This window comes from Chryseobacterium scophthalmum (genome assembly GCF_900143185.1).
GTDB lineage: Bacteria > Bacteroidota > Bacteroidia > Flavobacteriales > Weeksellaceae > Chryseobacterium > Chryseobacterium scophthalmum.
Genome location: NZ_FSRQ01000005.1, coordinates 213,545 through 235,019, shown reverse-complemented (window position 1 = coordinate 235,019; position 21,475 = coordinate 213,545). Strand labels below are relative to the sequence as shown.

18 protein-coding genes are annotated in these 21,475 nt (G+C 32.0%); 6 read left to right on the top strand and 12 right to left on the bottom strand.

The annotated features are described in order from the left end of the window. Positions 1-100: 100 nt before the first annotated feature. Both BUR17_RS19265 and tsf read right to left on the bottom strand, forming a co-directional pair. Positions 101-4,003 carry a T9SS type B sorting domain-containing protein gene (locus tag BUR17_RS19265; protein ID WP_074232110.1) on the bottom strand — a complete coding sequence of 1,301 codons (3,903 nt, stop codon included), beginning with the start codon at positions 4,001-4,003 and terminating at the stop codon, positions 101-103. Between the two features lie 200 nt (positions 4,004-4,203). Then, positions 4,204-5,028, bottom strand: coding sequence for a translation elongation factor Ts (tsf, locus tag BUR17_RS19260; protein ID WP_074232109.1), 825 nt, complete (start codon positions 5,026-5,028; stop codon positions 4,204-4,206). A gap of 143 nt (positions 5,029-5,171) precedes the next feature. Between tsf and BUR17_RS19255 the strand changes: the two genes are divergently transcribed. After that, positions 5,172-5,879, top strand: a complete 708-nt coding sequence (locus tag BUR17_RS19255; RefSeq protein ID WP_074232108.1) for a DUF6759 domain-containing protein — start codon at positions 5,172-5,174, stop codon at positions 5,877-5,879. 59 nt (positions 5,880-5,938) lie between these two features. Here the strand turns inward: BUR17_RS19255 and BUR17_RS19250 are convergent, their stop codons facing one another. Both BUR17_RS19250 and gltX read right to left on the bottom strand, forming a co-directional pair. Further along, the gene (locus BUR17_RS19250; protein ID WP_074232107.1) at positions 5,939-6,895 is read right to left on the bottom strand and encodes an acetyl-CoA carboxylase carboxyltransferase subunit alpha; all 957 of its coding nucleotides are present in this window, start codon (positions 6,893-6,895) and stop codon (positions 5,939-5,941) included. A 47-nt stretch (positions 6,896-6,942) separates the two neighbouring features. After that, positions 6,943-8,451 carry a glutamate--tRNA ligase gene (gltX, locus tag BUR17_RS19245; protein WP_074232106.1) on the bottom strand — a complete coding sequence of 503 codons (1,509 nt, stop codon included), beginning with the start codon at positions 8,449-8,451 and terminating at the stop codon, positions 6,943-6,945. A gap of 120 nt (positions 8,452-8,571) precedes the next feature. Between gltX and BUR17_RS19240 the strand changes: the two genes are divergently transcribed. From BUR17_RS19240 to BUR17_RS19230, 3 genes are read left to right on the top strand one after another with little or no spacing between them, the layout of a single operon-like run. Beyond that, positions 8,572-8,916 (top strand): phosphomannose isomerase type II C-terminal cupin domain, encoded by a 345-nt coding sequence (locus BUR17_RS19240; RefSeq protein ID WP_074232105.1) that lies wholly within the window; start codon positions 8,572-8,574, stop codon positions 8,914-8,916. Positions 8,917-8,920: 4 nt separating this feature from the next. Further along, entirely contained in the window at positions 8,921-9,742 is an 822-nt protein-coding gene (locus tag BUR17_RS19235) for a DUF6492 family protein (RefSeq protein WP_074232104.1), read from the top strand. A gap of 24 nt (positions 9,743-9,766) precedes the next feature. After that, positions 9,767-10,981, top strand: a complete 1,215-nt coding sequence (locus BUR17_RS19230; RefSeq protein ID WP_074232103.1) for a glycosyltransferase family 4 protein — start codon at positions 9,767-9,769, stop codon at positions 10,979-10,981. Between the two features lie 21 nt (positions 10,982-11,002). Here BUR17_RS19230 and BUR17_RS19225 read toward each other — a convergent pair whose 3' ends face one another. Beyond that, a complete protein-coding gene (locus tag BUR17_RS19225; protein WP_074232102.1) occupies positions 11,003-12,154 on the bottom strand; it encodes a glycosyltransferase in 1,152 nt (383 codons plus the stop codon). A 97-nt stretch (positions 12,155-12,251) separates the two neighbouring features. On the opposite strand from BUR17_RS19225, the gene BUR17_RS19220 reads away from it, so the two are divergent. Next, positions 12,252-14,288, top strand: coding sequence for a glycosyltransferase (locus BUR17_RS19220; RefSeq protein ID WP_074232101.1), 2,037 nt, complete (start codon positions 12,252-12,254; stop codon positions 14,286-14,288). Here BUR17_RS19220 and BUR17_RS19215 read toward each other — a convergent pair. Genes BUR17_RS19215 through BUR17_RS19200 form a run of 4 tightly spaced genes read right to left on the bottom strand, consistent with a single transcriptional unit; the run spans position 14,285 to position 18,006 of the window. Then, the gene (locus BUR17_RS19215) at positions 14,285-15,121 is read right to left on the bottom strand and encodes a glycosyltransferase family 2 protein (RefSeq protein ID WP_074232100.1); all 837 of its coding nucleotides are present in this window, start codon (positions 15,119-15,121) and stop codon (positions 14,285-14,287) included. The genes BUR17_RS19220 and BUR17_RS19215 overlap by 4 nt on opposite strands. A gap of 3 nt (positions 15,122-15,124) precedes the next feature. Further along, positions 15,125-16,096: a hypothetical protein gene (locus BUR17_RS19210; protein ID WP_074232099.1), complete on the bottom strand. Its 972-nt coding sequence runs from the start codon at positions 16,094-16,096 to the stop codon at positions 15,125-15,127. Further along, complete coding sequence (locus tag BUR17_RS19205) at positions 16,093-17,031, bottom strand: glycosyltransferase family 2 protein (RefSeq protein ID WP_074232098.1); 939 nt, start codon at positions 17,029-17,031, stop codon at positions 16,093-16,095. Before BUR17_RS19205 ends, BUR17_RS19210 begins: the two co-directional genes overlap by 4 nt. Then, positions 17,032-18,006, bottom strand: coding sequence for a glycosyltransferase family protein (locus BUR17_RS19200; protein ID WP_074232097.1), 975 nt, complete (start codon positions 18,004-18,006; stop codon positions 17,032-17,034). 62 nt (positions 18,007-18,068) lie between these two features. Between BUR17_RS19200 and BUR17_RS19195 the strand changes: the two genes are divergently transcribed. Further along, complete coding sequence (locus BUR17_RS19195; protein ID WP_074232096.1) at positions 18,069-19,148, top strand: glycosyltransferase family 4 protein; 1,080 nt, start codon at positions 18,069-18,071, stop codon at positions 19,146-19,148. On the opposite strand, the gene BUR17_RS19190 is transcribed toward BUR17_RS19195, so the two are convergent. From BUR17_RS19190 to BUR17_RS19180, 3 genes are all read right to left on the bottom strand, one after another. Beyond that, complete coding sequence (locus BUR17_RS19190) at positions 19,145-19,873, bottom strand: polysaccharide deacetylase family protein (RefSeq protein WP_074232095.1); 729 nt, start codon at positions 19,871-19,873, stop codon at positions 19,145-19,147. The genes BUR17_RS19195 and BUR17_RS19190 overlap by 4 nt on opposite strands. A 3-nt stretch (positions 19,874-19,876) precedes the next feature. Next, complete coding sequence (locus tag BUR17_RS19185; RefSeq protein WP_074232094.1) at positions 19,877-20,632, bottom strand: glycosyltransferase family 2 protein; 756 nt, start codon at positions 20,630-20,632, stop codon at positions 19,877-19,879. A gap of 69 nt (positions 20,633-20,701) precedes the next feature. After that, positions 20,702-21,460: a glycosyltransferase family 2 protein gene (locus tag BUR17_RS19180; RefSeq protein WP_074232093.1), complete on the bottom strand. Its 759-nt coding sequence runs from the start codon at positions 21,458-21,460 to the stop codon at positions 20,702-20,704. Between the last annotated feature and the right edge of the window lie 15 nt (positions 21,461-21,475).

The following is a 21,475-nucleotide window of genomic DNA, read 5'->3' as shown; positions in this document are numbered from 1 at the left end:
TTTTTTTACAAAACTCCACTGTAAGATTATTTTTTTTTTTGTTATTAGTTGGTAGGTTAATATATAAAAAGATATGATGTATTAGTAACGAAATTGAAATCTATTCTCGATTCTTTATTAATAACCAACCAGAGTTAGAAACCGGTAATTTTGTGTCAGGCTCAATCCATTTGATAATGTACCAATAAGTTCCTGTTGAAAGATTTCTTCCGCCAGATTTTCCGTCCCACTTGTAGTTGTTGCCTGAGGATTTGTAAACTGCTGCACCATAACGGTCAACAACTTCAATGCTTACCTGATCTTTTATTCTTAAATCAGAATAATCTAAAACATCATTTCTTCCGTCTCCGTTTGGAGTGATGGTATTAATTAAATTTAAAATTAAAAAATCTTTGATTACTGGTTGACAACCATCTCTTCCAATTACATAAACTTTGTAAGGTCCTCTCGATAAACCTGTAAATACATTAGAGTTTTGATAATCTGAACCATTTAATGAATATTGGTATGGTGCATTACCTCCCGTAACATTAATTGTGGCAGTAGTTCCTGTAACAACAATGCTCGTAATAGTTGGGGATTGTGCAGCAGTTACCGTTACAGTTTGTCTGTATGTGCAACCATTAAAGCCTAAATCTACATAATAAGTTCCTACGCCAACAGTAATGGTAGAAGTAGTGGCTCCTGTACTCCATAAATAAGAAGTGAATCCGTCTCCTGCATTTAAAACTGCTTTGTCATTTGAACAAATAATCTGGTCTTTCAAAACTTCAGATTTTTTTGGAGATCTTAAACTGATTTTTAAAGTTGCTGTATTCGGACATCCGTTATTACTCGTGAATCTAATATAAAATGTAGCCGGAGTTGTAATGATTTGATTTACTGCTAATCCGTTGATTCCTGATTGCGCATCTGCCAAAGTTGCGTGGTAAGTTAATGTTACAGAAGGATCTGCAGTAAATTGATTTCTATAATCATTTAGATTAACACTTTGCGAACCATTTAAATCATTATCACAAATTTCAGCAGTGAAGTTTGTAGTAAGTAAGGTGATTTTATTACCTATGGTAAAATTAATTTGTCCAAAAGCAGTCGGGCAAATTGTACTTGTACCGTCTACTCTTATATAAACGGTTGTTGCTGATGTATAAGTCCAGTTAGTTGGAAGTGTGTTCGTATTTCCAGCATTTGCATCAGCTTGACTTAAATAATATCTTACCGTAAAATTGGCAGAATTTGTTACAACTTGCGGAGTAATAGTATTGAAATTTACATTCACAATTCCGTCAAAATTATCATCACAAAGATTACCATTAAAATTTGAGATATTAATATTAGGAATAGCATTTACTTTGATTGCTAAACTTGCGGTGTTAAAACACTGTGTTGCATTTGTAAATCTTAAATAAAAAGTTCCCGTTGCTCCGTTATTGATTGTTTGCGTTGCTGGAATTGCGTTTGCACCAGATTGTGCATCTGCCAAACTATTGTGGAAAGTAACACTGGTTCCAGGATCTGTAGTGAAAATGTTTTTATAAGTATTTAGATTCACTGTTTCAGATCCATTCATATCTGTATCGCAAATTTCTACAACGTGCGTTGGAGTTAGCAAAGGAACTTTGTTTTTAATAACAAAATTAATTTGCCCAAAAGCAGGAGGGCAACCGTTTATGCTTTCAACTCTTACATAAACTGTAGTATTTGTAGAGTAGCTCCAGTTCGTTGGCAATGTATTGTTATTTCCTGCAGTTGCATCAGCTTGATTTAAATAATATTTTACAGTAAAATTCGCTGAATTGGTAACAATTTGTGGAGTAACTGTTGCAAAATTGATGTTGATAACTCCAGAAGAATTATCATCACAAAACTCTGCATTATAAGTGCTTGTATTGATGTTTGGAGCCGGATTCATTGTCAATGTAATCTGTGCAACTTTAGAACATCCGTAAGCCGAAGTTACATTAGCATAAATAATTCCTGCAGGTCCTGTATAATTGGTTGGATCAGTAATTTGCCCTGTTAAATTTGCATTGGTAAAATAAGTAATATTGGCTCCAACAGCTGATGTAACACTTGCAGTCGTTAAATTATAGGTTCCATTTCCTGCAGCGCTATTACAAATGCTTATTGAGGCATTGTTTACCTGAAGAACATCTGTATTAATGATGATTCTAAAATATTCAAAAGCAAAAGGATTTCCATTTCCCTGAATATAATAAACAAATTGGTCTGTAGTATTTACAGTCGTTGCATTGGGGGTGTAAGTAATTTGTCCTGTGGTTGGGTTTACTGTTGCGGTTCCATTCGTTGGCTGAGAAATAATCGCAGTTAATGATGGAACAATGGTTTGTGTAGAACTAGTAAATGCCGGAGTACTCATTTTGGTATTACAAGACCCGATGGTAAAAGTTGTTGTTGAAATTGGCGGACAAAGTGTGTAATTGTATATTGTAGTCAATTTTGTTTCACAATTGTTCTTTGTTACCGAACAAGTATAAGCTCCCGCTCCATATAGTTCAGGATTAATGGAAAAAGTAGTTGCGCCTTGAATAGCAACACCATTTAAATACCATTGATAACCATCGTAATTATTATCAACCTGCAAAATAATTCCTGCGTAGCAATCACCGGTTTTTGTAATTGCCGGAACTGATGAAAATCCAGCAAAATATCCTCCGTATCCTACAGCGCCACTTCCTGCAGCAATTCCTGCAGTCATTGCTTTCGTAGAGTTTAATGTTACATTTCCTGTCACATTTTGGATAGAATAACTTACCCAATTCGGATTTCCTGTTACAGGATAAGGTCCGTTTCCTGCTGCAATATTACCTCCGTTTAAGGTTACGGTAGCTCCGACTTGAGTGATAATATTTAATCTTGTCGCAAAAGTCTGTCCTCCGATTCTGTTGATAAATCCAATTTCGTCAATTTTATTTGGCATAAAACAGCTTAATGGCGGGATGAAATTCATTCCTCCTGAAGCATATTCGTTTCCGTTGGTAGCACCCGAAAGAAGCTGGTAAACATATACATTTTTAGTTGAAGAAATATTCATATTATAATGACCATTTCCCTGATGTTGGTATCTTGTACTTGGTACTAAATAATGTTGACCTTCATTAAGGGTTATTACAGCTCCGCTTCCGTTAAATGTGATCTGCGTATTGTTTTCTGTAGCAATAATCAGAGCGGTTTCCATTTCAGAAGTTACCGTTCCATTTCCTTTTACTACTACGAAATCTTTTCCTAAACGATCTACAGGAACCGCCTGATCCATCAAAATATCATTGTTGGTAAGGTTTTGAGAAGTATAGGCTGCGTTAAAGTTTCCGTTGGTCACTGAAATAGCTTTTGTAGCAACAATTTTTGCTCCTACTAGTCCTGTTTTATTGATATTAGAAGTAGAACTTACAACATCTAAGATGTAAGATTTACCTTTATTAAGCGTAAATGTTCTTGTGGGTGAAGATATTCCGTCTGAAAAAGTAATACTCGGATTGTAGCCGGAAATTGTAACGACCGTATTGTCTTCAGTCGCAGTAACTCCGATTGTAGCATTCATGTGGTTTTCAGATCCTGAAATAGGAGCTACTCCCGCATAAAATGTTGTTCCTAAACCTGCTGCTCCTTTTGAAGTAAGAATTTCAGCATGATTCGACATTGCAAACCTATAATTGGCAAAGAATTTTTTAGGACCTTTCACATTCAATCCCATGTTATTCGGGGTAAACAACTGGTTTTGAGCTGAAGCGATCAAAAAATTATTGGGAATAATTACTTGTGTCGGATTATTCTTACTTACCTGTACCGTTGTATACAATGTGTTATTGTTGAAGATCTGTACCGAAAAAGGCACTGTTTCATTGGTTGATAAATATAAATATCCTTCAAGACCACCGGTTCCGGCCTTTGCAGACATTGGAGCAAACCAGTGCTCTGTATCAAGTTGAGCATTAAGGATAAAACACCAAAATGTACAGATAATAAGTAGAAATCTTTTCATGCCTCAGTTTTAGGGGCGACAAATTTAAGTATTAATAATCAATTTTTTACAGTATTTTTTTAACACTTTTTTAATATTTAACGAAATGTGGAAAACTTAAAACTAATTTCATATATTATTAATATCGTAAATTGAAGTTTTCACAAAAAAAATCCCGATGAAAGAATCATCGGGATTATTATTTTAAATTTGAAAAGTTATTATAAGCTAACTCTTACAAATCCTGTTACTTTAAGATCTCCGTTTACAGATTTTACGTAATCAGCAACAGAAATAGAGCTGTCTTTGATGAAATCTTGGTGTACCAAAGTATTGTCTTTGTAGAATCTCTGCATTTTACCTTTCAAGATATTATCGATAATATTTGCAGGTTTACCTTCTTCGGTAAGTTTGTGTCTTTCGATTTCCAATTCTTTGTCGATAGTTTCCTGAGAAACAGAAGTTTCGTCAAGAGCAATTGGGTTCATAGCAGCAGCCTGCATAGAAACAGATTTAGCAGCTTCGTCAGCTCCGTCTACTTTAGCAGAAAGTGCAGTGATTGCAGCGATTTTGTTTCCAGCATGGATGTAAGCTCCCAAGAAAGGTCCTGTAATTCTTTCGAATGCACCAATCTCGATTTTCTCACCGATAACTCCAGTTTGCTCGATTAATTTATCAGCAACAGTTAATCCGTGGAAATCTGTAGCCAATAATTCTTCTTTAGTAGCAGCGAAAATAGCCATTTCAGCTAATTCGTAAGCTAACTCGATGAACGCTTCGTTTTTAGCAACGAAGTCAGTTTCGCAGTTTAAAGAAATAATAACACCTAAAGTATTATCTTCGTTTACTCTTGCGATTACTGCACCTTCAGAAGAATCTCTGTCAGCTCTGTTAGCAGCAACTTTCTGTCCTTTTTTTCTAAGGATATCTACTGCTTTTTCGAAGTCTCCTTCTGCTTCAACTAGAGCTTTCTTGCAGTCCATCATACCTGCACCTGTTTGGTTTCTTAATTTTGCTACGTCTGCAGCAGCTGGTGAATAAGACATAATATTTATTATTTTTTATTTAAAATTATAATTAACTTTAATAGTTTATTTTTGAGCAGGGCAAAGATAATGATTTTAATGATAAACTAAAAAATGACTTTTAACGTTATAGTATTTATTTAATAAATTTTTAAAGATTTTACATGAAAAAACTATTTCTAATCATATTCCTTTCCATTTTCAGTGTAGGCTTTGCTCAAAAGAAGAAAAAAGCCAAAACTAAAGTTGTTGCTGAAAAAGAAACAGTTATTATTTATACGCTTGAAGAAGCTGAGTCTACTGCAGAAGCAAGAATTATAGCGGGTTTTATTAAACAAAATCCGGGACACGAAAAAAACGACAAGTTAAAAAGAAAACTTATTGATATTATTATGGCAGATAATTCTATCGAGGCGAAACCTACCATAAAACCTTTAAGTAAAAATAAAATTGAAAAAATTGTAAGTAATAACGAACTTAATAAAGGTAAAACTTTAGCTTCAAATACCAATGCAAAAACGGTCGCTACACCAGAAAGAACGGTTAATTATGCTGCAGTAGGAAGCTCAAGTAAAAAATCCGAGCCAAGTGCTGAAGCAAAAAAAACAGCTTCTTATTTGACTCATCTCTTCAATAATGATCCTAACGATAATGAAGCTTATATTAATATTAAAAATAAATCGAAATGCAGATTGATTGTAAAAATAAGCGGAAAAAAATATTATAATCTTGATGTGCCGCCAAACGGGCAAAATTTTGTGATGGTTGAAAAAGGAGAATATGTTTTGACAACCATGGTTTGTGATGCCAAATATTCTTCACTCAAAAAAGTAACAAGAGATATTGAAATTCAGCTGAATGTTGCTGAATAAAAAATAATAGAAAAAGTGTAAAATAAAAAAGCGGTTAAGATTTTTCTTAACCGCTTTTTTTATCCTTTAAATTGCCCCATCGCAATAAACTTGTCTTGTCTGTGAGTTTCTAGTTCCTTACCTGTAAATTTAGAGAAAGCTTTTATGTTCTGTAAAATAGAAGCCTTTAAATTTAAATAAGCAACTTCCGGGTCATAATGAGCTCCACCAAGTGGTTCTTCTATAATTCCGTCGATGAATTTTTCTCTCAATGCATCTTTCGGGGTAAGATTTAATGCGTTTGCAGCATCTTCTTTATGATCCCAGTTTCTCCAAAGAATTGAAGAACAACTTTCCGGTGCAATTACGGTGTACCAAGTGTTTTCTAACATATACACTTTGTTACCAACGCCAATTCCTAATGCACCACCACTTGCTCCTTCACCGATAATGTAAGTGAAAATAGGAGTTTTAAGCATTGTCATTTCGAAAATGTTTCTTGCAATTGCTTCACCTTGTCCTCTTTCTTCAGCTTCCAAACCAGGATAAGCTCCTGGTGTATCTACCAAAGTAACTACAGGAATTTTGAATTTTTCAGCAAGCTTCATTAGTCTTAAAGCTTTTCTGTATCCTTCAGGATTTGGCATTCCGAATCTTCTGTATTGTCTTTCTTTGGTTGTTCTCCCTTTTTGAGTTCCCAAAATCATGATTCTTTGACCATCCAATGTAGCCAAACCACCAATCAATGCAGGGTCATCTGCAAAGTTTCTGTCTCCGTGAAGCTCAAGGAAGCTTCCTTTATCTACCATACCTTTAATGTAATCTAAAGTATAAGGGCGATCCGGATGACGTGATAACTGTACTCTTTGCCAAGGGGTAAGATTTCCATAGATCTCTTTTTTGGTATCTCTGATCTTGTCTTCGATCTGACTGCATGCTAATTTTACATCAACACCACTTTCTTCTCCTACCAAAGAACATGTTTGATATTGATCCATCAGCTCTTTTATAGGAAGTTCGAAACTTAAATATTCCATTCTTGAAGTAAATTAAATCTTTCAAATGTATGAAAAATTATGAAAACCTATTTAAAATTATTTACAGCATTGCTTATTCTGGCGATACTTTCTTCTTTTCCAATGAGTTCCAAAATATCCGGAACGTCTGGTCCTTTCAATTCTCCTACCAAAGCTAAACGAAGAGGCATCATTACTTTCCCCATTCCCAAACCTTTGTTTTCAGCAAAGTCGTGTAAGTTCTGTTTGATGTTTTCAGCAGTAAACGCTTCGACTCCGCTCAACGTGACAGCAAATTCAGTCAAAAGATTTGACGTTTCGTCATTCCAAGCTTTTTTTGAAGCCTTTTCATCATAAGAAGTAGGTGCTTCAAAGAAAAACTTTCCGTTTTCATAAATATCTTTCGGGAAGGTCGCTCTTTCTTTCATCAGATGAATGATCTTTAATAATTTTTCATCATCCATATTCAAGCTTAGATCTGAATTTTTAAGAATATTTGATAATTCTTCATCAGAAGTTTTTTGAATATACTGATGATTGAACCACTCAGATTTTTCTTTACTGAATCTTGCTCCGGCTTTATGAACTTTATGTAAATCAAATTCTTTTACCATTTCATCCAAAGACAAAATTTCTTTGTCATCTGCAGGAGACCATCCTAAAAGCGCGACCATATTGATGAAAGCTTCAGGAAGATAACCGCTTTCTCTGTAACCTTTAGATACGTTTCCAGTTGCAGGATCTGTAAAGTTTAAAGGAAATACCGGGAATCCGAATTTGTCACCGTCTCTTTTGCTTAATTTTCCTTTTCCTTCTGGTTTTAAAATTAAAGAAAGGTGGGCAAACTGAGGCGCTTCCCAACCCATTGCTTCATATAATAAAGTGTGTAAACCTAAAGAAGGCAACCATTCTTCACCACGAATAACGTGAGAAATTTCCATCTCATGGTCGTCGATAATGTTGGCGAAGTGGTAAGTTGGCATTCCGTCGTTTTTTACCAAAACTTTATCGTCTAAAGTATCTGTATTTACCGCAGAGTTTCCTCTGATGATGTCTACCAAACCTAAAGTTCTGTCAACAGGCATTTTAAATCTTACAACGTAAGGTGTTTTTGCCTCCAACAACTTTTGAACTTCCTCTTCAGAAAGAGCAAGACTGTTTCTTAAGCGGTTTCTGGTTTTATTGTCATAAGAGAAAACATCGCCTTTAGCTTCGTATTCAGCACGGATTGCATCTAATTCTTCCGCTGTGTCGAAAGCGATGTAAGCATAATCTGTTTTTAGGATCTGCTCTGTGTATTTATCGTAAATATCTCTTCTTTCAGATTGTCTGTATGGAGCAAATTTTCCGCCTTTTTTAGGGCTTTCATCGGGGATGATTCCGCACCATTCCAAGGCTTCCTCAATGTATTCTTCGGCTCCTTCTACGTATCTTGCAGTATCGGTGTCTTCTATTCTCAAAACAAATTCGCCGCCCTGATTTTTAGCAAAAAGATAATCATACAATGCGGTTCTTACGCCTCCCAAATGCAAAGGTCCTGTAGGACTTGGTGCAAAACGGACTCTTACTTTCTCCATTTTAAATAAAATTTTTGCAAATTTACTTAAAATTAAATGTTTTAATGATGTTTAATGTTTTCTATGTTGGGATTTTTAATCTTAATATTTACATTTGTATAAATTTTGAATTCAAAAAATATGTTAGAAATTGGCGAAAGACCTTGGGGTAAATATTATGTTTTGGCAGACGAACCTAATTATAAACTGAAAAGAATTGAGGTAAATCCGGGACAAAAACTATCATACCAATACCACCACAAAAGACAAGAGCAATGGACGATCATTGAAGGTGATGCTACCATAATTTTGGATGATAAAGAAATAAAATTGTCTTACGGCGAAAGTATTTTCATTCCTTTAGGAGCCAAACACAGAATCATGAATCTTTCAGAAAAACCAGTTGTCTTCATCGAAGTACAAACAGGAACTTACTTTGGTGAGGATGATATTGTAAGGCTGAGTGATGAATATGACAGACAATAATTAAATGGAAAAATTAATATTATTCGTAAAAACTTACAGAGCTGATTTTGAGTCTTGCAGTAAGTTGATTGAGTCAATTAATCAACATAATAAAGATAAAATAAAACTTCTGATTTCTGTAAATGACGAAGATATTAGTTTTTTTAAACAAAATCTACAAACCGATCTTTTTGATATTATAAAAGACAGTGATATTATTGCCATGGAAAATAAAGATCCTTGGCAATATCAACAAATTGTAAAATCTCAGTTACATAGACTAAACATCACAGAAAACTATGTGTGTTTAGATTCAGATTCTTATTTTATCAAAGATTTTTACATATCTGATTTTATTCAGGATGATGTTCCTTATACGATCATTCATCAACAGAAAGAGATGTTTTCTTGGTTGAGCAATAATCGTAAGCATTTTAAAGATGATCCGAAACAATATTTTGAAGATATAAGCAGAAAAATAATGGCTAAATTCGGACGTAAAGGGATTTGCTACGATTATGGTCCTTCACCAACAATCTGGTCAAACAAAGTTTGGAAAGATTTTCAAGAAAATTACTTAGACGCAAACAATATCAATTATCCGGATCTTATTCACGAGTTTCCAAGTGAATTTACATGGTACGGTGAATGGCTTTTGAAGAGCAATGTTATCCCTCTTTTCCCTAAAGAACCCCTTTTTAAAGTTTTTCATTATAAGAAGCAGTTTCAGGATTTTATAAAAGAAGGTCATACAAGAGAGTCAATTAAAGAGAATTATTTGGGTGTTGTTTTGCAATCGAACTGGAATCGTGACTTGAAATGGTATCAGAAAAAAATTAGTTTATAATTAAAAAATCAAATTTTGATCCCGATGAAAGTAATCTTAGACGCCGATGTTATTGCAGATTTCTATAAAGATAACCGTACCGGAATTTTTCGTGTTACTTATGAGATGTTCAAGGCTCTCAGCGAAAATAATTCAGTAGAGACTTTCTATGCTCATCTGAGTCTGTTTAATTATGAAACGAGTACGAGAGAATTAGACAATTTTTTTAATGAGAACTCCATAAAAATAAAAGCGGCGAATCATAGAGATAAAAGAAAATTTTTACCTCTTAGAAAAGAAAAGTTATTTCGAAAGCTATACAAAAAGTTTGGAGTTTCCAATTTTGCCAATACTTATTTTGAAACCTTTAAAGAAGCTCAGATTTTTCATTCTTTTTATTATCCTATTAATAAAGAAATCAGAAAGTTTCCCAATTTAAAAAACGTTGTTACAATTCATGATTTGATTCCTATTTTGTTTCCCGAGCTCCATTTTACTTCTGGTTTTATAAAGGAAATTATTGCAAGTATTGGAAAAGACGATTATGTCGTTTGTGTTTCTGAAAATACTAAAAAAGACTTGCTGAAATTTGCTCCTCATTTAAATTCGGATCAAGTTTTTGTTAATTTATTAGCGGCTTCAAAATCACTTTTCTACGTTTGTAATGATGTAGAAAAATTCAATGTCATTAAAGAGAAATATAATTTACCAGAGAAATATTTTCTGAGCGTAGGTACATTAGAACCCCGCAAAAATGTAGATTTTGTAATTCGAAATTTTCTTCAGTTTATTAAAGAAAATAAAATTGATGATTTAAGTTTAGTTCTTGTAGGAGCAAAAGGTTGGGATTACGACAAGATTTTCGAGCAATACAATAATGCTGAAGAATTAAAACATAAAATTATCATCACGGGAAGAGTTCCTGATGAAGACTTGGCAAGTTTGTACAGTCATGCTCATTCTTTTTATTATATGTCTTTATACGAAGGCTTTGGTTTGCCTCCTTTAGAAGCTATGCAATGTGGTGTTCCTACGGTTACGTCAAATACTTCCTCATTACCGGAAGTTGTGGGAGATGCGGGAATTACTCTTGATCCTCAAGATAATAATGGATTACAGGAAGTTATGCTTAGTTTATATCAAAATGAATCTTTAAGACAAGAATATTCTCGAAAAGGTTTGGAAAGGTCAAGACTTTTTTCGTGGGAAAAAAGTGCAGAAGATCTTATTAAAATTTATGAAAAAATTATTCAGGATTAAATTTCCTTTAATGTAATCGTTTTAGATATTTAAAGTTTTTTCCCAAAGCTCAACCGATTTTTTTTCTGAAAAATTATCCCTGAAAAAATGGATGGCTTCCCGTTTTTGTTTTTCGTAATCTGATAAATTGTTTAAAAGATTTTTGATAATATTTGCAAATTCTTTTTCGTCATCACTTACCATACAGCCGTTATTTTTTTTGTCTGAAAAACCGTCAACTGCTTTTTCGGTTCCTACAACAGGTATTCCGTAAGACATTGCTTCTACAACTTTGATTTTTATGCCGGTTCCTTTCAGCATTGGGCAGATTGCAATTTTACTTGTGTGATAATATGTCTTTAGATTGTCTGCGAAAAATACTTTTTCAATACTTTCATGATCCGGAACGTGCTTACAGATCCTTCCGATAATACAAATTTTTATTTCTTTAGGAAGGAGAGGCAAAACTTTTTCAACAAACCAGTTAATTGATAATACATTGAAAGGATTGTCGCTGCCTACAAATATAAGATCGTATTTTTTTTCCGTATTTGTATCTTCGAAATTTTCCGGAAAACTTGGCGGAATATTAATCACTTTATCTCCTAAAAAACTTTTGAAAATAAAATATTCATCCTGCGAAATGGTAACTACTTTATCATAAAACGAAAGATTTTTGATCTCTTCACCAAATCTTTTGCCTAAATCTAAATTTTTATTGTTGTAAAACTCATTCAAAGTAATCCAGTCGTGGGTGTCAACGATTGTTTTCGCACCTCTTAAATCCTGATCGCGGATGAGGTCTGTCCAGAATTCATAATTGATAAAGATGTAATCGTACTTTTTTTTATCAAGAATAGTTGTGAAATTATCTTTTAAATATTGAGTTAGATATTGATTGGAATTTTCTTTTTCAAATTTTTTCTGAATTTTATATTTCCAATACTCAAAAGTCAGTTTTTTCTTGGGTGGTTTGGTTTTTAGAACAAAAACTTCATTAATGATTTCAGGATCAATTCCTTCAGCAGTATCTCCGAAGCTATTGTAATAATCTTCTACACCAACAAGATCAATATTTAAACCTAATGATTTCAGTTGTTTAAGATTGGTATAAGTACGCAAAACATTTCCGGCTCTTTTGGAGAAAGGACTTTCAGGAAAGAAAAATAATAAGTTTTTATTAGAAAAATTCATTAATGATTTTGTTTAGGATGAGAGTCTTTTGAAAGTTGAGGAAATAAATGCTTAAATTCGTTTTCGCAAAAAACTTAGACAAAATAATAAATTTAAAATGGGAATTAAAAGGTTTTTTAAAAATAAAATCAAGGATTATCAATTTATCAAAAATAGAAGAAAGATATCTGTCGATCTTCAGAACCTTGATTTTTTTAAAAGTCATTCATTTAATTTTTCCGCACAGACCAATCCTGAAGTTTCAATTATTATTCACGGGATCAATGATTTGAAAATGGTTCTTAATTGTCTTTATGCGATTGAAAAATACAACCAGAATATTTCTAAAGAAGTTATTGTTATTAATGAAGATAGAGCAAATCAGGAATATTTAGAAAAAATAAAAGGGATAACCCTCAGCAATAATGAAGATAGTAATGGTTTAGCTCCAGCGATAAATCATTCAATTGAAAAGGCAAAAGGAAAATTTATTTATCTTTTAGATTCTCATGTTTTAGTTCAGGAGAATTATTTGTCAGGTTTAATAGAAGTTTTTAATACCAAAGAAAATGTAGGAGCGGTAGGTTCTAAAATGATTTCTGCTGAAAATACTATAATAGAAGCCGGAAATTTAGTTTTTGAAAATTCTGAAATCATAGAATTAGGTAAATCTGATGCGATTGATGCTCCTCAATTTAATTTTGTAAGAAAAGTAGATTTTTGCACTGGAAGTTTATTGTTCAGTAAAATCAACCAAAAAGGAGATTTAAATTTACTGAATGAAAACTTTTCTTCATCATATTTTGCAGTAGCTAATCTGTGTTTGGAGCTAAAGAAAGAAGAAAATTTAAATACTTATTATCAACCACTTTCAGAAGTTACCTGTTTTAATAATTCTTTTAAAACAGCAACTAACAATGATAAAGTGGATTTTGCCAACCATTGGAATTCTTATTTTACAGATAAAAAAAATGTGAAAAGCCAGAAAACCAATTACGGTTCCCATTATAAAATTCCAAATTTTCTTTTTCTGGAAGAAAATATGCCAAAACCAGATCAGGATTCGGGTTCAAGAAGATTTATGGAAATTATAAAAATTCTTCAGAAAAACGGACATCACATTGTTTTGGCGGTTAAACATTTTGACGCAACTAAAGATTCAGATTACATTCCTTATTTTCAAAATGCAGGTGTTGAAATTTGCAGAGATTATGTAAATGCTCAAAATAAAATTATAAATGTAGAAGATCAGGTTGTAAACGCTTTGTCGTACGTTGATGTAATTTGGATTTTCAGACCTTTAGGTTTTAATCATTGGTACAATTTAATCAATGGTAAGATAAGCGGTCAAAAAATTATTTATGATATGGTTGACCTTCATTATCTGAGATTAGAGCGTGAAAATAATTATATCGATGTCGTTACAAAAGAAAGAGAAAAGGAAATAAATTTCTTCAAAGAAAAAGAATATGCCGGAATGAATATTTCAGATGCAGTGATTTCTATCAGCGATGAAGAAAAAAATACAGTTTCTGAAAACGGTGTCAAAAAAGATAAAATTTTCACGGTAAGTAATATTCACAAACCTGTAGAGAATGTTCCATTAAGTTTTTCTGAAAGAGAAGGTTTGCTTTTCATCGGCGGTTACAATCATTTGCCGAATATTGATGCTGTAAAATTTTTGCATGATCAGATTCTGCCATTAGTTTGGGCAAAAAATAATCAGATTGAGATTTTCATTTTGGGACCAGATTTCCCTGCAGATTTAAAAGAAAAATACCATTCTGATCGCTTCCAGATTTTGGGTTATCAGGAAACCGTAGATTTTTGGTTTGAAAATTCAAGAGTTTTTGTAGCACCACTTCGTTACGGAGCTGGAGTAAAAGGAAAAATCGGACAAGCTTTAGAATTTAAATTACCTGTAATTACCACAGGAATAGGAGCGGAAGGAATGAGTCTTGAAGATCAAAAAACAGCTTTGATTTCGGATGAAAATCCTCAAAATTTCGCAGATAAAATTCTTGAATTATACGATAATGAAAATCTTTGGCAGACTTTACATGAGAATAGCCTTTTACCGCTTTCAAAATTCTCTATAGAAACTCAGGAGCAGAATATTAAAAAGATGCTTCAGTATTTAGGTTTCGAGAATTAATTTTTATAAATTTTCTGATATTTTTTAGGCTTAAAAAACTGATACATCAATTTTCTGTACCATTCATTGTAATATTTGGCTTTATACTTTTTATTCTCACGGATTAAGCTCATAATGTTATGAAAATCTAATCCGTTTTGTTTGTAAAAAGTATAATGTTTTTTATAAATCTCAAAGAAATTATCAGACAGTCTCGAGCTGTTATCGATGCTTGTATTGGTCAGCGAATCTGTTGTATTTCTGATTCTGTAGAAAAATAAAAACTCATCAATTTTATGAACTTTTATGCCGATTTCGACTAAAGAAATCCAGAAATCCCAATCTTCGTAGTAGTTTAATTGAGTATCAAAACCACCCACTTTTTCAAAATCTTCTTTATAGATAAGCGCAGTAATCGGAATGCAGTTTTCAATTAAGAAATCAAAGGTGTTGAACGGCTGCAAAACCCATTCTTTATCTGTTTTTTCGAAGAATTTACCTTTTGTATAGCAGATTCTTACTTCTTTATTTTTTGAAAGAATCTGATGTGTTTTTTCTAAAAATGTTTTGTCGATAAGATCATCGCAATCCAGAAAGAGAATATATTTTCCTGTGGCAGATTTCACACCATTGTTTCTGGCAGAAGATTGTCCTTGGTTTTCCTGATGAATGATTTTTAAATTTTTAAAAGCTTCGTTTGTTTCAATTAAATCTAAAACGGCACGTTCAGAACCATCATTCACAATAATTACTTCAAAATCCGGATAAGTTTGATCATAAACACTTTTTAAGGTTTCATGAATATAGTCTTCACCTTTGTAGTAAGGAATAATGATAGAAATTTTCTCGCTCATGTCTTAAGAAATAAGTGTTTTAAACCAGCTTTCAAAGCTATATTTATTTTTGATTTCTGCAGGAATTTCCTGATAAGGATTTTCAATAAAACTATTCAGATTCTCTTCAGCATCTTCATCGATGATGAAGATATTTTCTTGTCTGTAAAAATCGTAATTTTTCACATCCGGATTATCAGTAATTAATTTTTTTTCGTATTTCAACGCTTCAAAAAACCGGAAAGACAATCCGTTATGTTCTTTCAGTTTTAAGTCTAAAAGAGCTTTTGAGCTTTTGACCCAACTCATATTCTCATCATAAGTCAAAAACTGATTGGTGAAATTGATTTCTCCTTCAGGTTCTCTCTTATCCCAACTGAAAAGCAGTATTTTTTGTGTGATTTTTTTCAGGCTTAAAATTGCTGAAATTTCTTTTAATGTTTTAAATCGCTCTTCCACATACGTTCCAATATAGAAAACATCATTTTTAATAGTTGGTTGAGTATTATTTTCTTCAAAATTAAAAAAGAAATTAGTCAGAAAGAAGATGTTTTTCTTTTCATCAACATCGTTTTTATCAAATACATAAAACTTATCAAAAAATTTAAGCTTTGAATAAACATTCGGCGTTCTGTTGAGACCGTCCCAATGATTACCAATTAATTTTTTAGTTTTTGTTCTGATAATGTTTAAAAAATCTTCCGAAAAAAAATCGGTAGTTATCACTAGAATCGTTTCGTATTCGGGTAATCTTTTTGCCTTTTCGAGCAATGTATTTTCTATGAAAGCTTTCCTTAGAATTTCTTTATATTTTTTATCTCCTAAAACTGTTTTTCGGTAAATATTATTAAGTTGCTCACGCCAGTTTTTATATCTGAATTTTTCATCAGAATACAGTAAAAAATCTACATTGTCATAATTCAGATACTCAAGATTTTTTTTGATGAGGTCTGAAAGTCCTGCATAGTTATGCATGATGATGAGGATTCTGTTCATCGGTAAAAATATTTAAAGAATAAGAAAAGAGTAAAATGCTCAGATTTTAATTTTTGGTATAAAGCTGATTTTTCATGCTGAACTTCTTTCAAGAACTTCTTTACATGTTCATTAGAATCATTTTCAAGATAAGTAGAAAGTTTTCTTTCTTTATCATTAAGCGTTCTCAGCTTTATTTTAAAATCTCTGAAGATCTTAGGTTTTTTAGCATAATCAAAACGGTTGATCAGTTTTTCTTTAGAAGCCTTATCTTTAGAATAAGAAATTCCTCCGACTTGCTGTGCGCTGTGAATACGATAGGAGAGGAGTTTATCATTTAGAAAAGCAAACGTTTTCTGTTCAGAAGAAACCAATGCAATCCACTCGTCGTGATGTAAACCCTCAACCGTTGGAAAGGGCAAAATCTGATTAATAAATGATTTTCTGATAGCCATTGAAGCTCCTGTTGCAAAGTTTCCAATGGTTGCAAAAATTTTAAAATAGTTGATTTCTTTTTTGTTTTCGCTTAAAAAATTGGGGGCATCCCAAACAGTATACAGATTTTGTTGCGAACTGTTTTCATCGATAATAAATCCGTTTGAGCATACAACATCAATACTTTGGTTATTTTCAAAAAAATCACTGAAAATTTTCACTTTATTGTTTTCCCAAACATCATCCTGATCGCTTAAAAATATAATTTCGCCGCTACAAAGTGAAATGGCTTTTTCAAAGTTTTTTACACTTCGTAAATTTTTTTCATTGAAATGAATTTTGAAAATATTTGGAAACTTATTTTCGTATTCCGATAAAATATTCTTGGTTTGATCTGTTGATCCATCGTCGCACACTACAATTTCATCTATTTTCAAAGATTGGTTAAGAATAGAATCAATTTGCTCACGGATAAATTTTTCGCCGTTATACGTACAAAGTGCAACAGAAGTTTTTGTCATTTAGCTCAAATTAAAAACAGTATTCACCCAATTATCCAGGGTGTATTTGTAATAAATGTCGTCCGGAAGCTTTTGATAATCGGTTTCAAAAAAAGACTTTTCAATATTAGTGAAATCATCATTAAGAATCAAAATATTTTCAGGATTATAAAAATCGTAATTTTTAATGGTGCGATTATCAGTAATAAATTTTTTCTCCAAAGCCATCGCCTCAAAAATACGGAAACTTAGCCCCATTTGATTATCTCGCTGAAGATCAAGGATCACTTTTGTGTTTTTGTATAGTTTTGGTAATGATTGTTGAGGAATATTTTTGGTTCTGAACTTAATGATATTGATATTTTTAGAATCAACAATCTGTGCAATCTTATTTTTCCAGCTTTTCTTTCCGGCCACAATCGTTTTAAAATTAATGTTTAAATTGTCAATTTGGTTGATTAAAAGATTAAGTTTCTGTAATCGCTGCGCATCATACGAAGTGATGTAAAAAAGATCTAGATTTGGATTTTGCTCTTCAGAAGGGCAGTGTTTTAGATAATTGTAATTGGTTATTTTTTTAAATCCATGTTCTTTTACATCTTCATCATCAAAAGAGAAAATGGTATCAAAAAAATGTAAAATATGTTGAGCAGGGTTTCTCGACATGCTGTCATATAAATAGGCAATATTTCGGTCTGCATATTTTCTGATCACTTCGTGCACATGCTCTTCTATACCTTCAGGATTGATGACTAATATTTGATCCTGTTTTCCTATTTTTTTCAGAGAATCGATGATGAAATTTTGTCTTTTTTCGTGCTTCAGATTTTTTCCAATAAAAACTTTGCTCATCGCATTTTTCACCCTTGCCCCAAAGTTTTTGTGCGTAAAAGCCCCGATGTTGATGTGGTACGCTTCTACACCTTTTTCTTTCAGTTTATTTACGATATGTTCATCATAATGCCAAAAATCAAAACTGATTAAACAAATTTTCATAAAACAAAAGTAAAGATTTTAAAGTTTAAATTTCTATTTTTGGGAAAAAGCCCATATTTTTCATGAAAAAGAATATTCTTATCGATGTTGAGAGACTTAAATATCCAAGATCAGGAATTGCAAATGTTTGCATTTCATTAATCAGAGGATTAGACGAAAAATTGTGCCATTTCAATTACACTCTTTACGGACCAGAGAAAAATATTCCGGCAACTCAGTCTGATTTTAAGGTCATTAACTGGAAGTTTTGGCAGAAAAAAATTAAAATAAATACTTCGCCTTTTTCATTAATTCATGTAACACATCAGTTATCAGATTATTTTCATTCTAAAAAATCAAATCAGAAAAAAGTTGTTACACTGCACGATTTAAATTTTCTTCATGATAAAAGTTCTGCCAGAAAAATTGAGAAATCTAAGAAACTTGTTCAGAAAAATATAGGAAATGCAGATGCTATCGTCTGTATTTCAGAATTTGTAAAGGATGATTTCCTTAAAAATAAACATTTTTTTACCCTAAAAAACGATGTAAAAGTTGACGTGATATATAATGGATTAACTTTTCCTGAAAACGAAACCTTTAGTTCTGAAAAAAAATATGAGTTTATCGGCAGAAAATTTATTCTCAATATTGGGGTGCTTTTCCCAAAGAAGAATCAGGAAGTTTTGCTCAATCTTATCACTGGAAATGAAAGAGAATTGGTTTTAATCACTTCTTCTACAAAATCTGAATACAAAGAAAAATTCCTTGAAAAAGTTAAAAAATTAGGTTTAGAAAAGAAGGTTCATATTCTTGAAAATGTAGAGAATAATGAAAAATATTTTCTGCTTCAAAATTGCGAATCATATTGTCATCCGTCATTGGCAGAAGGTTTTGGAATTCCGCCGGTGGAAGCAATGCATTTTGGAAAGCCTGTTTTCCTAAGTAATTTAACCAGTCTTCCGGAAATTGGAGGGGATTTGGCTTTTTACTTTAATGATTTTTCGTCTGATTCTATGAAGAAAATCTATGATGAAGGAATTGAAAAATTTAATGCAGCTCAGGAAAATTATATTGTGAAATTGAAAGAAAGAGCTTCAAAATTCAGTTATAAAATCATGGCTGAATCTTATGAAGGATTATACAAAAGACTGTTAGATTAAAGTTTTGTTTTCCCAAATTTAAGCTTCCATTTAAAGGCTTTTAAAGAATCACCATACTTGATATCGATACGGTTGACTTCAAATCTCTTTTTAAAAGGATAAGATGCTACATTATTTCCAATTCTCATTGCAGATTCAATTCCGATTTTGTCGAGCATTTTGAAAAATTCTTTTTCTTTTGGAAATTTGCCGTAAGGATAAGCCAAAACTTTTGTGAAGTTGATTTTGTTCTGTTCTAAACTTTCAATGTTTTTTAGGAGATCTGCTTCCACTTCTGATAATGTCATTTGCGAAAAATTCTTATGAGAATGGCTGTGCAAAGCAATTTCCACTAAGTCAGGATTCAAAGATTTTATTTCATCAAAATTCATGTAGACTCTTTCTTCTCCATTAAGATTGTTCTGGATAAACTCTGTAGGAATGAAAATGGTTGCTTTCAATTGATGTTTTTCGAGGAGTGGAATCAGATATTGTAAGTTATTGTAATACCCATCATCGAAGGTTAAAATAATTTTATTCTCAATAGATTTTGACGCTTCTAAATCTTTGAAAAATACAGTTTTGAAATTATTTTTAATATAAATCAGTTGCTCTTCTAGATTTTCAACGGTAACAATCAAATCATTTTTATATGCGATAGATTGCGGTAAAATCTGATGATACATCAAAATTCTAATACTTTCTTTCTTTGAAAGCCCTAAAACTCTTTTAAGAAACTGCACCATATTCTATCTGAATTTATGAATTTCGTGAAGTTTTTTATATTTAAGGAAGGTGTAAAAAGCTGCTGTTGCTGCAGCGTAATAACCAACTAGACCGTCAAGAAATCCTAAACGTAAAAAATATGATTTGAAGAACTGAAACATAGGTTTAAAAAGAATTTTAAAAATGTTTGATTTTTTACCATTTTTATACATCTTTTCGGCCATCATCGAGGTGTATTTATTAGACTTTTCAATGTGATGATAAATGTCTTTATAAGTATAATGATTGATCTTTCCTTTCAGTTTTCCTTTATTTTCAGTTGTGATAAATGATTCGTGTACAATGTCTTCAGAATATTTACCGTGACCTTTTCTGAACAATCTTTCTCTTTTTATATTTCCCCAACCTCCATATTTTAGCGTTTCGCCTAAAAAAATATTGTTGAATTCAACATCATAAACATTAAACTCAGGTTGCGGTTCCGAGATTATTTTTTTGATTGATTTTTTTAGCTCTTCATCAGGAATTTCATCAGAATCTAAAAATAAAATCCATTCTGATTGACATTGCTCAATTGCAAAATTCTTCTGTTTTCCAAAACCTAAAAATTTTTGCTGAATAAATTTTACTTTCGGGAATTTTGAGCAAATTTCTTCTGTACAGTCTTTAGAGAAACTGTCGACAATAATAATTTCGTCGGCTAAATCGTGAACTGAATTTAGATTTTTTTCGATTATTCTTTCCTCGTTAAAAGTAATTATCGCTACAGAAAGCTTCATAGATGGATGACTTACTGATGCAAAAATACAGTTTATTTTCAGAATTTTAAATCCTATAAAAAATAATTGTTATGCATATTCTTCTTTTAAATACTCATAGGTTTTAAAAGAACTTAAAGCGCTTAAATAGGAGAGGATTAGCCCTTTTTTGCCATCTAAGATTCCGAGCTTTAGAAAATACATTTTAAAGAAACTAAAGGCGCTTTTCGATAATTGCTTTACCATTTGATATGGAATTCTTTTTTCATGCAAATCTTTTGCTTTCAGTTTTGAATAGTGAATGACTTTTTTGTAATATGCGTCATAAGAATCAAAAGAAAAATGAAGAAGGTAGTTTTGTAAAGTTCCCGGATTGTCGACATTACTCAAGCCTTCATGAACTCTTTTGTTTTCGTCGTAATGAGCCACTTCCTTTTTAAAAAGACGGATGTTCTTATCGTTTTGAGTACCTGAATAATTTACTTTTTCACCCATAAAAAAGAATTTTCGTTTAAAAAAGTAGGCATTTTGAGTAACGGGTTTTTTAATTTCTTTTAGAATTTCATTTTTCAATTTCGGAGTAATTCGCTCATCAGCATCTAAAAATAGAATCCAGTCATTTTTTGCATAAGAAATGCAGAGATTGCGCTGTTTGGTAAAGTCTTCAAATTTATTTTGATAGAGCTTCACTTTTGGGTATTTACTTTTTATAATGTCAACTGTTTTATCTGTGCTGAAAGAATCCAAGACAATAATTTCATCGGCAAATTCTACCGAGTTTAAAGCTTCTTCAATATTTTTCTCTTCATTAAAGACTATTAATAAAGCACTTATTTTTGGATCTTCCATACCATTCACATTATA

Bases quoted from the DNA above. Each gene is read 5' to 3' on its own strand.
- BUR17_RS19215 (WP_074232100.1), bottom strand. From the start codon at position 15,121: ATGAGCGAGAAAATTTCTATCATTATTCCTTACTACAAAGGTGAAGAC.
- BUR17_RS19250 (WP_074232107.1), bottom strand. From the start codon at position 6,895: ATGGAATATTTAAGTTTCGAACTTCCTATAAAAGAGCTGATGGATCAA.
- BUR17_RS19180 (WP_074232093.1), bottom strand. From the start codon at position 21,460: ATGGAAGATCCAAAAATAAGTGCTTTATTAATAGTCTTTAATGAAGAG.
- BUR17_RS19255 (WP_074232108.1), top strand. From the start codon at position 5,172: ATGAAAAAACTATTTCTAATCATATTCCTTTCCATTTTCAGTGTAGGC.
- BUR17_RS19225 (WP_074232102.1), bottom strand. From the start codon at position 12,154: ATGAATTTTTCTAATAAAAACTTATTATTTTTCTTTCCTGAAAGTCCT.
- BUR17_RS19220 (WP_074232101.1), top strand. From the start codon at position 12,252: ATGGGAATTAAAAGGTTTTTTAAAAATAAAATCAAGGATTATCAATTT.
- BUR17_RS19205 (WP_074232098.1), bottom strand. From the start codon at position 17,031: ATGACAAAAACTTCTGTTGCACTTTGTACGTATAACGGCGAAAAATTT.
- gltX (WP_074232106.1), bottom strand. From the start codon at position 8,451: ATGGAGAAAGTAAGAGTCCGTTTTGCACCAAGTCCTACAGGACCTTTG.
- tsf (WP_074232109.1), bottom strand. From the start codon at position 5,028: ATGTCTTATTCACCAGCTGCTGCAGACGTAGCAAAATTAAGAAACCAA.
- BUR17_RS19200 (WP_074232097.1), bottom strand. From the start codon at position 18,006: ATGAAAATTTGTTTAATCAGTTTTGATTTTTGGCATTATGATGAACAT.
- BUR17_RS19195 (WP_074232096.1), top strand. From the start codon at position 18,069: ATGAAAAAGAATATTCTTATCGATGTTGAGAGACTTAAATATCCAAGA.
- BUR17_RS19210 (WP_074232099.1), bottom strand. From the start codon at position 16,096: ATGAACAGAATCCTCATCATCATGCATAACTATGCAGGACTTTCAGAC.
- BUR17_RS19230 (WP_074232103.1), top strand. From the start codon at position 9,767: ATGAAAGTAATCTTAGACGCCGATGTTATTGCAGATTTCTATAAAGAT.
- BUR17_RS19265 (WP_074232110.1), bottom strand. From the start codon at position 4,003: ATGAAAAGATTTCTACTTATTATCTGTACATTTTGGTGTTTTATCCTT.
- BUR17_RS19235 (WP_074232104.1), top strand. From the start codon at position 8,921: ATGGAAAAATTAATATTATTCGTAAAAACTTACAGAGCTGATTTTGAG.
- BUR17_RS19190 (WP_074232095.1), bottom strand. From the start codon at position 19,873: ATGGTGCAGTTTCTTAAAAGAGTTTTAGGGCTTTCAAAGAAAGAAAGT.
- BUR17_RS19240 (WP_074232105.1), top strand. From the start codon at position 8,572: ATGTTAGAAATTGGCGAAAGACCTTGGGGTAAATATTATGTTTTGGCA.
- BUR17_RS19185 (WP_074232094.1), bottom strand. From the start codon at position 20,632: ATGAAGCTTTCTGTAGCGATAATTACTTTTAACGAGGAAAGAATAATC.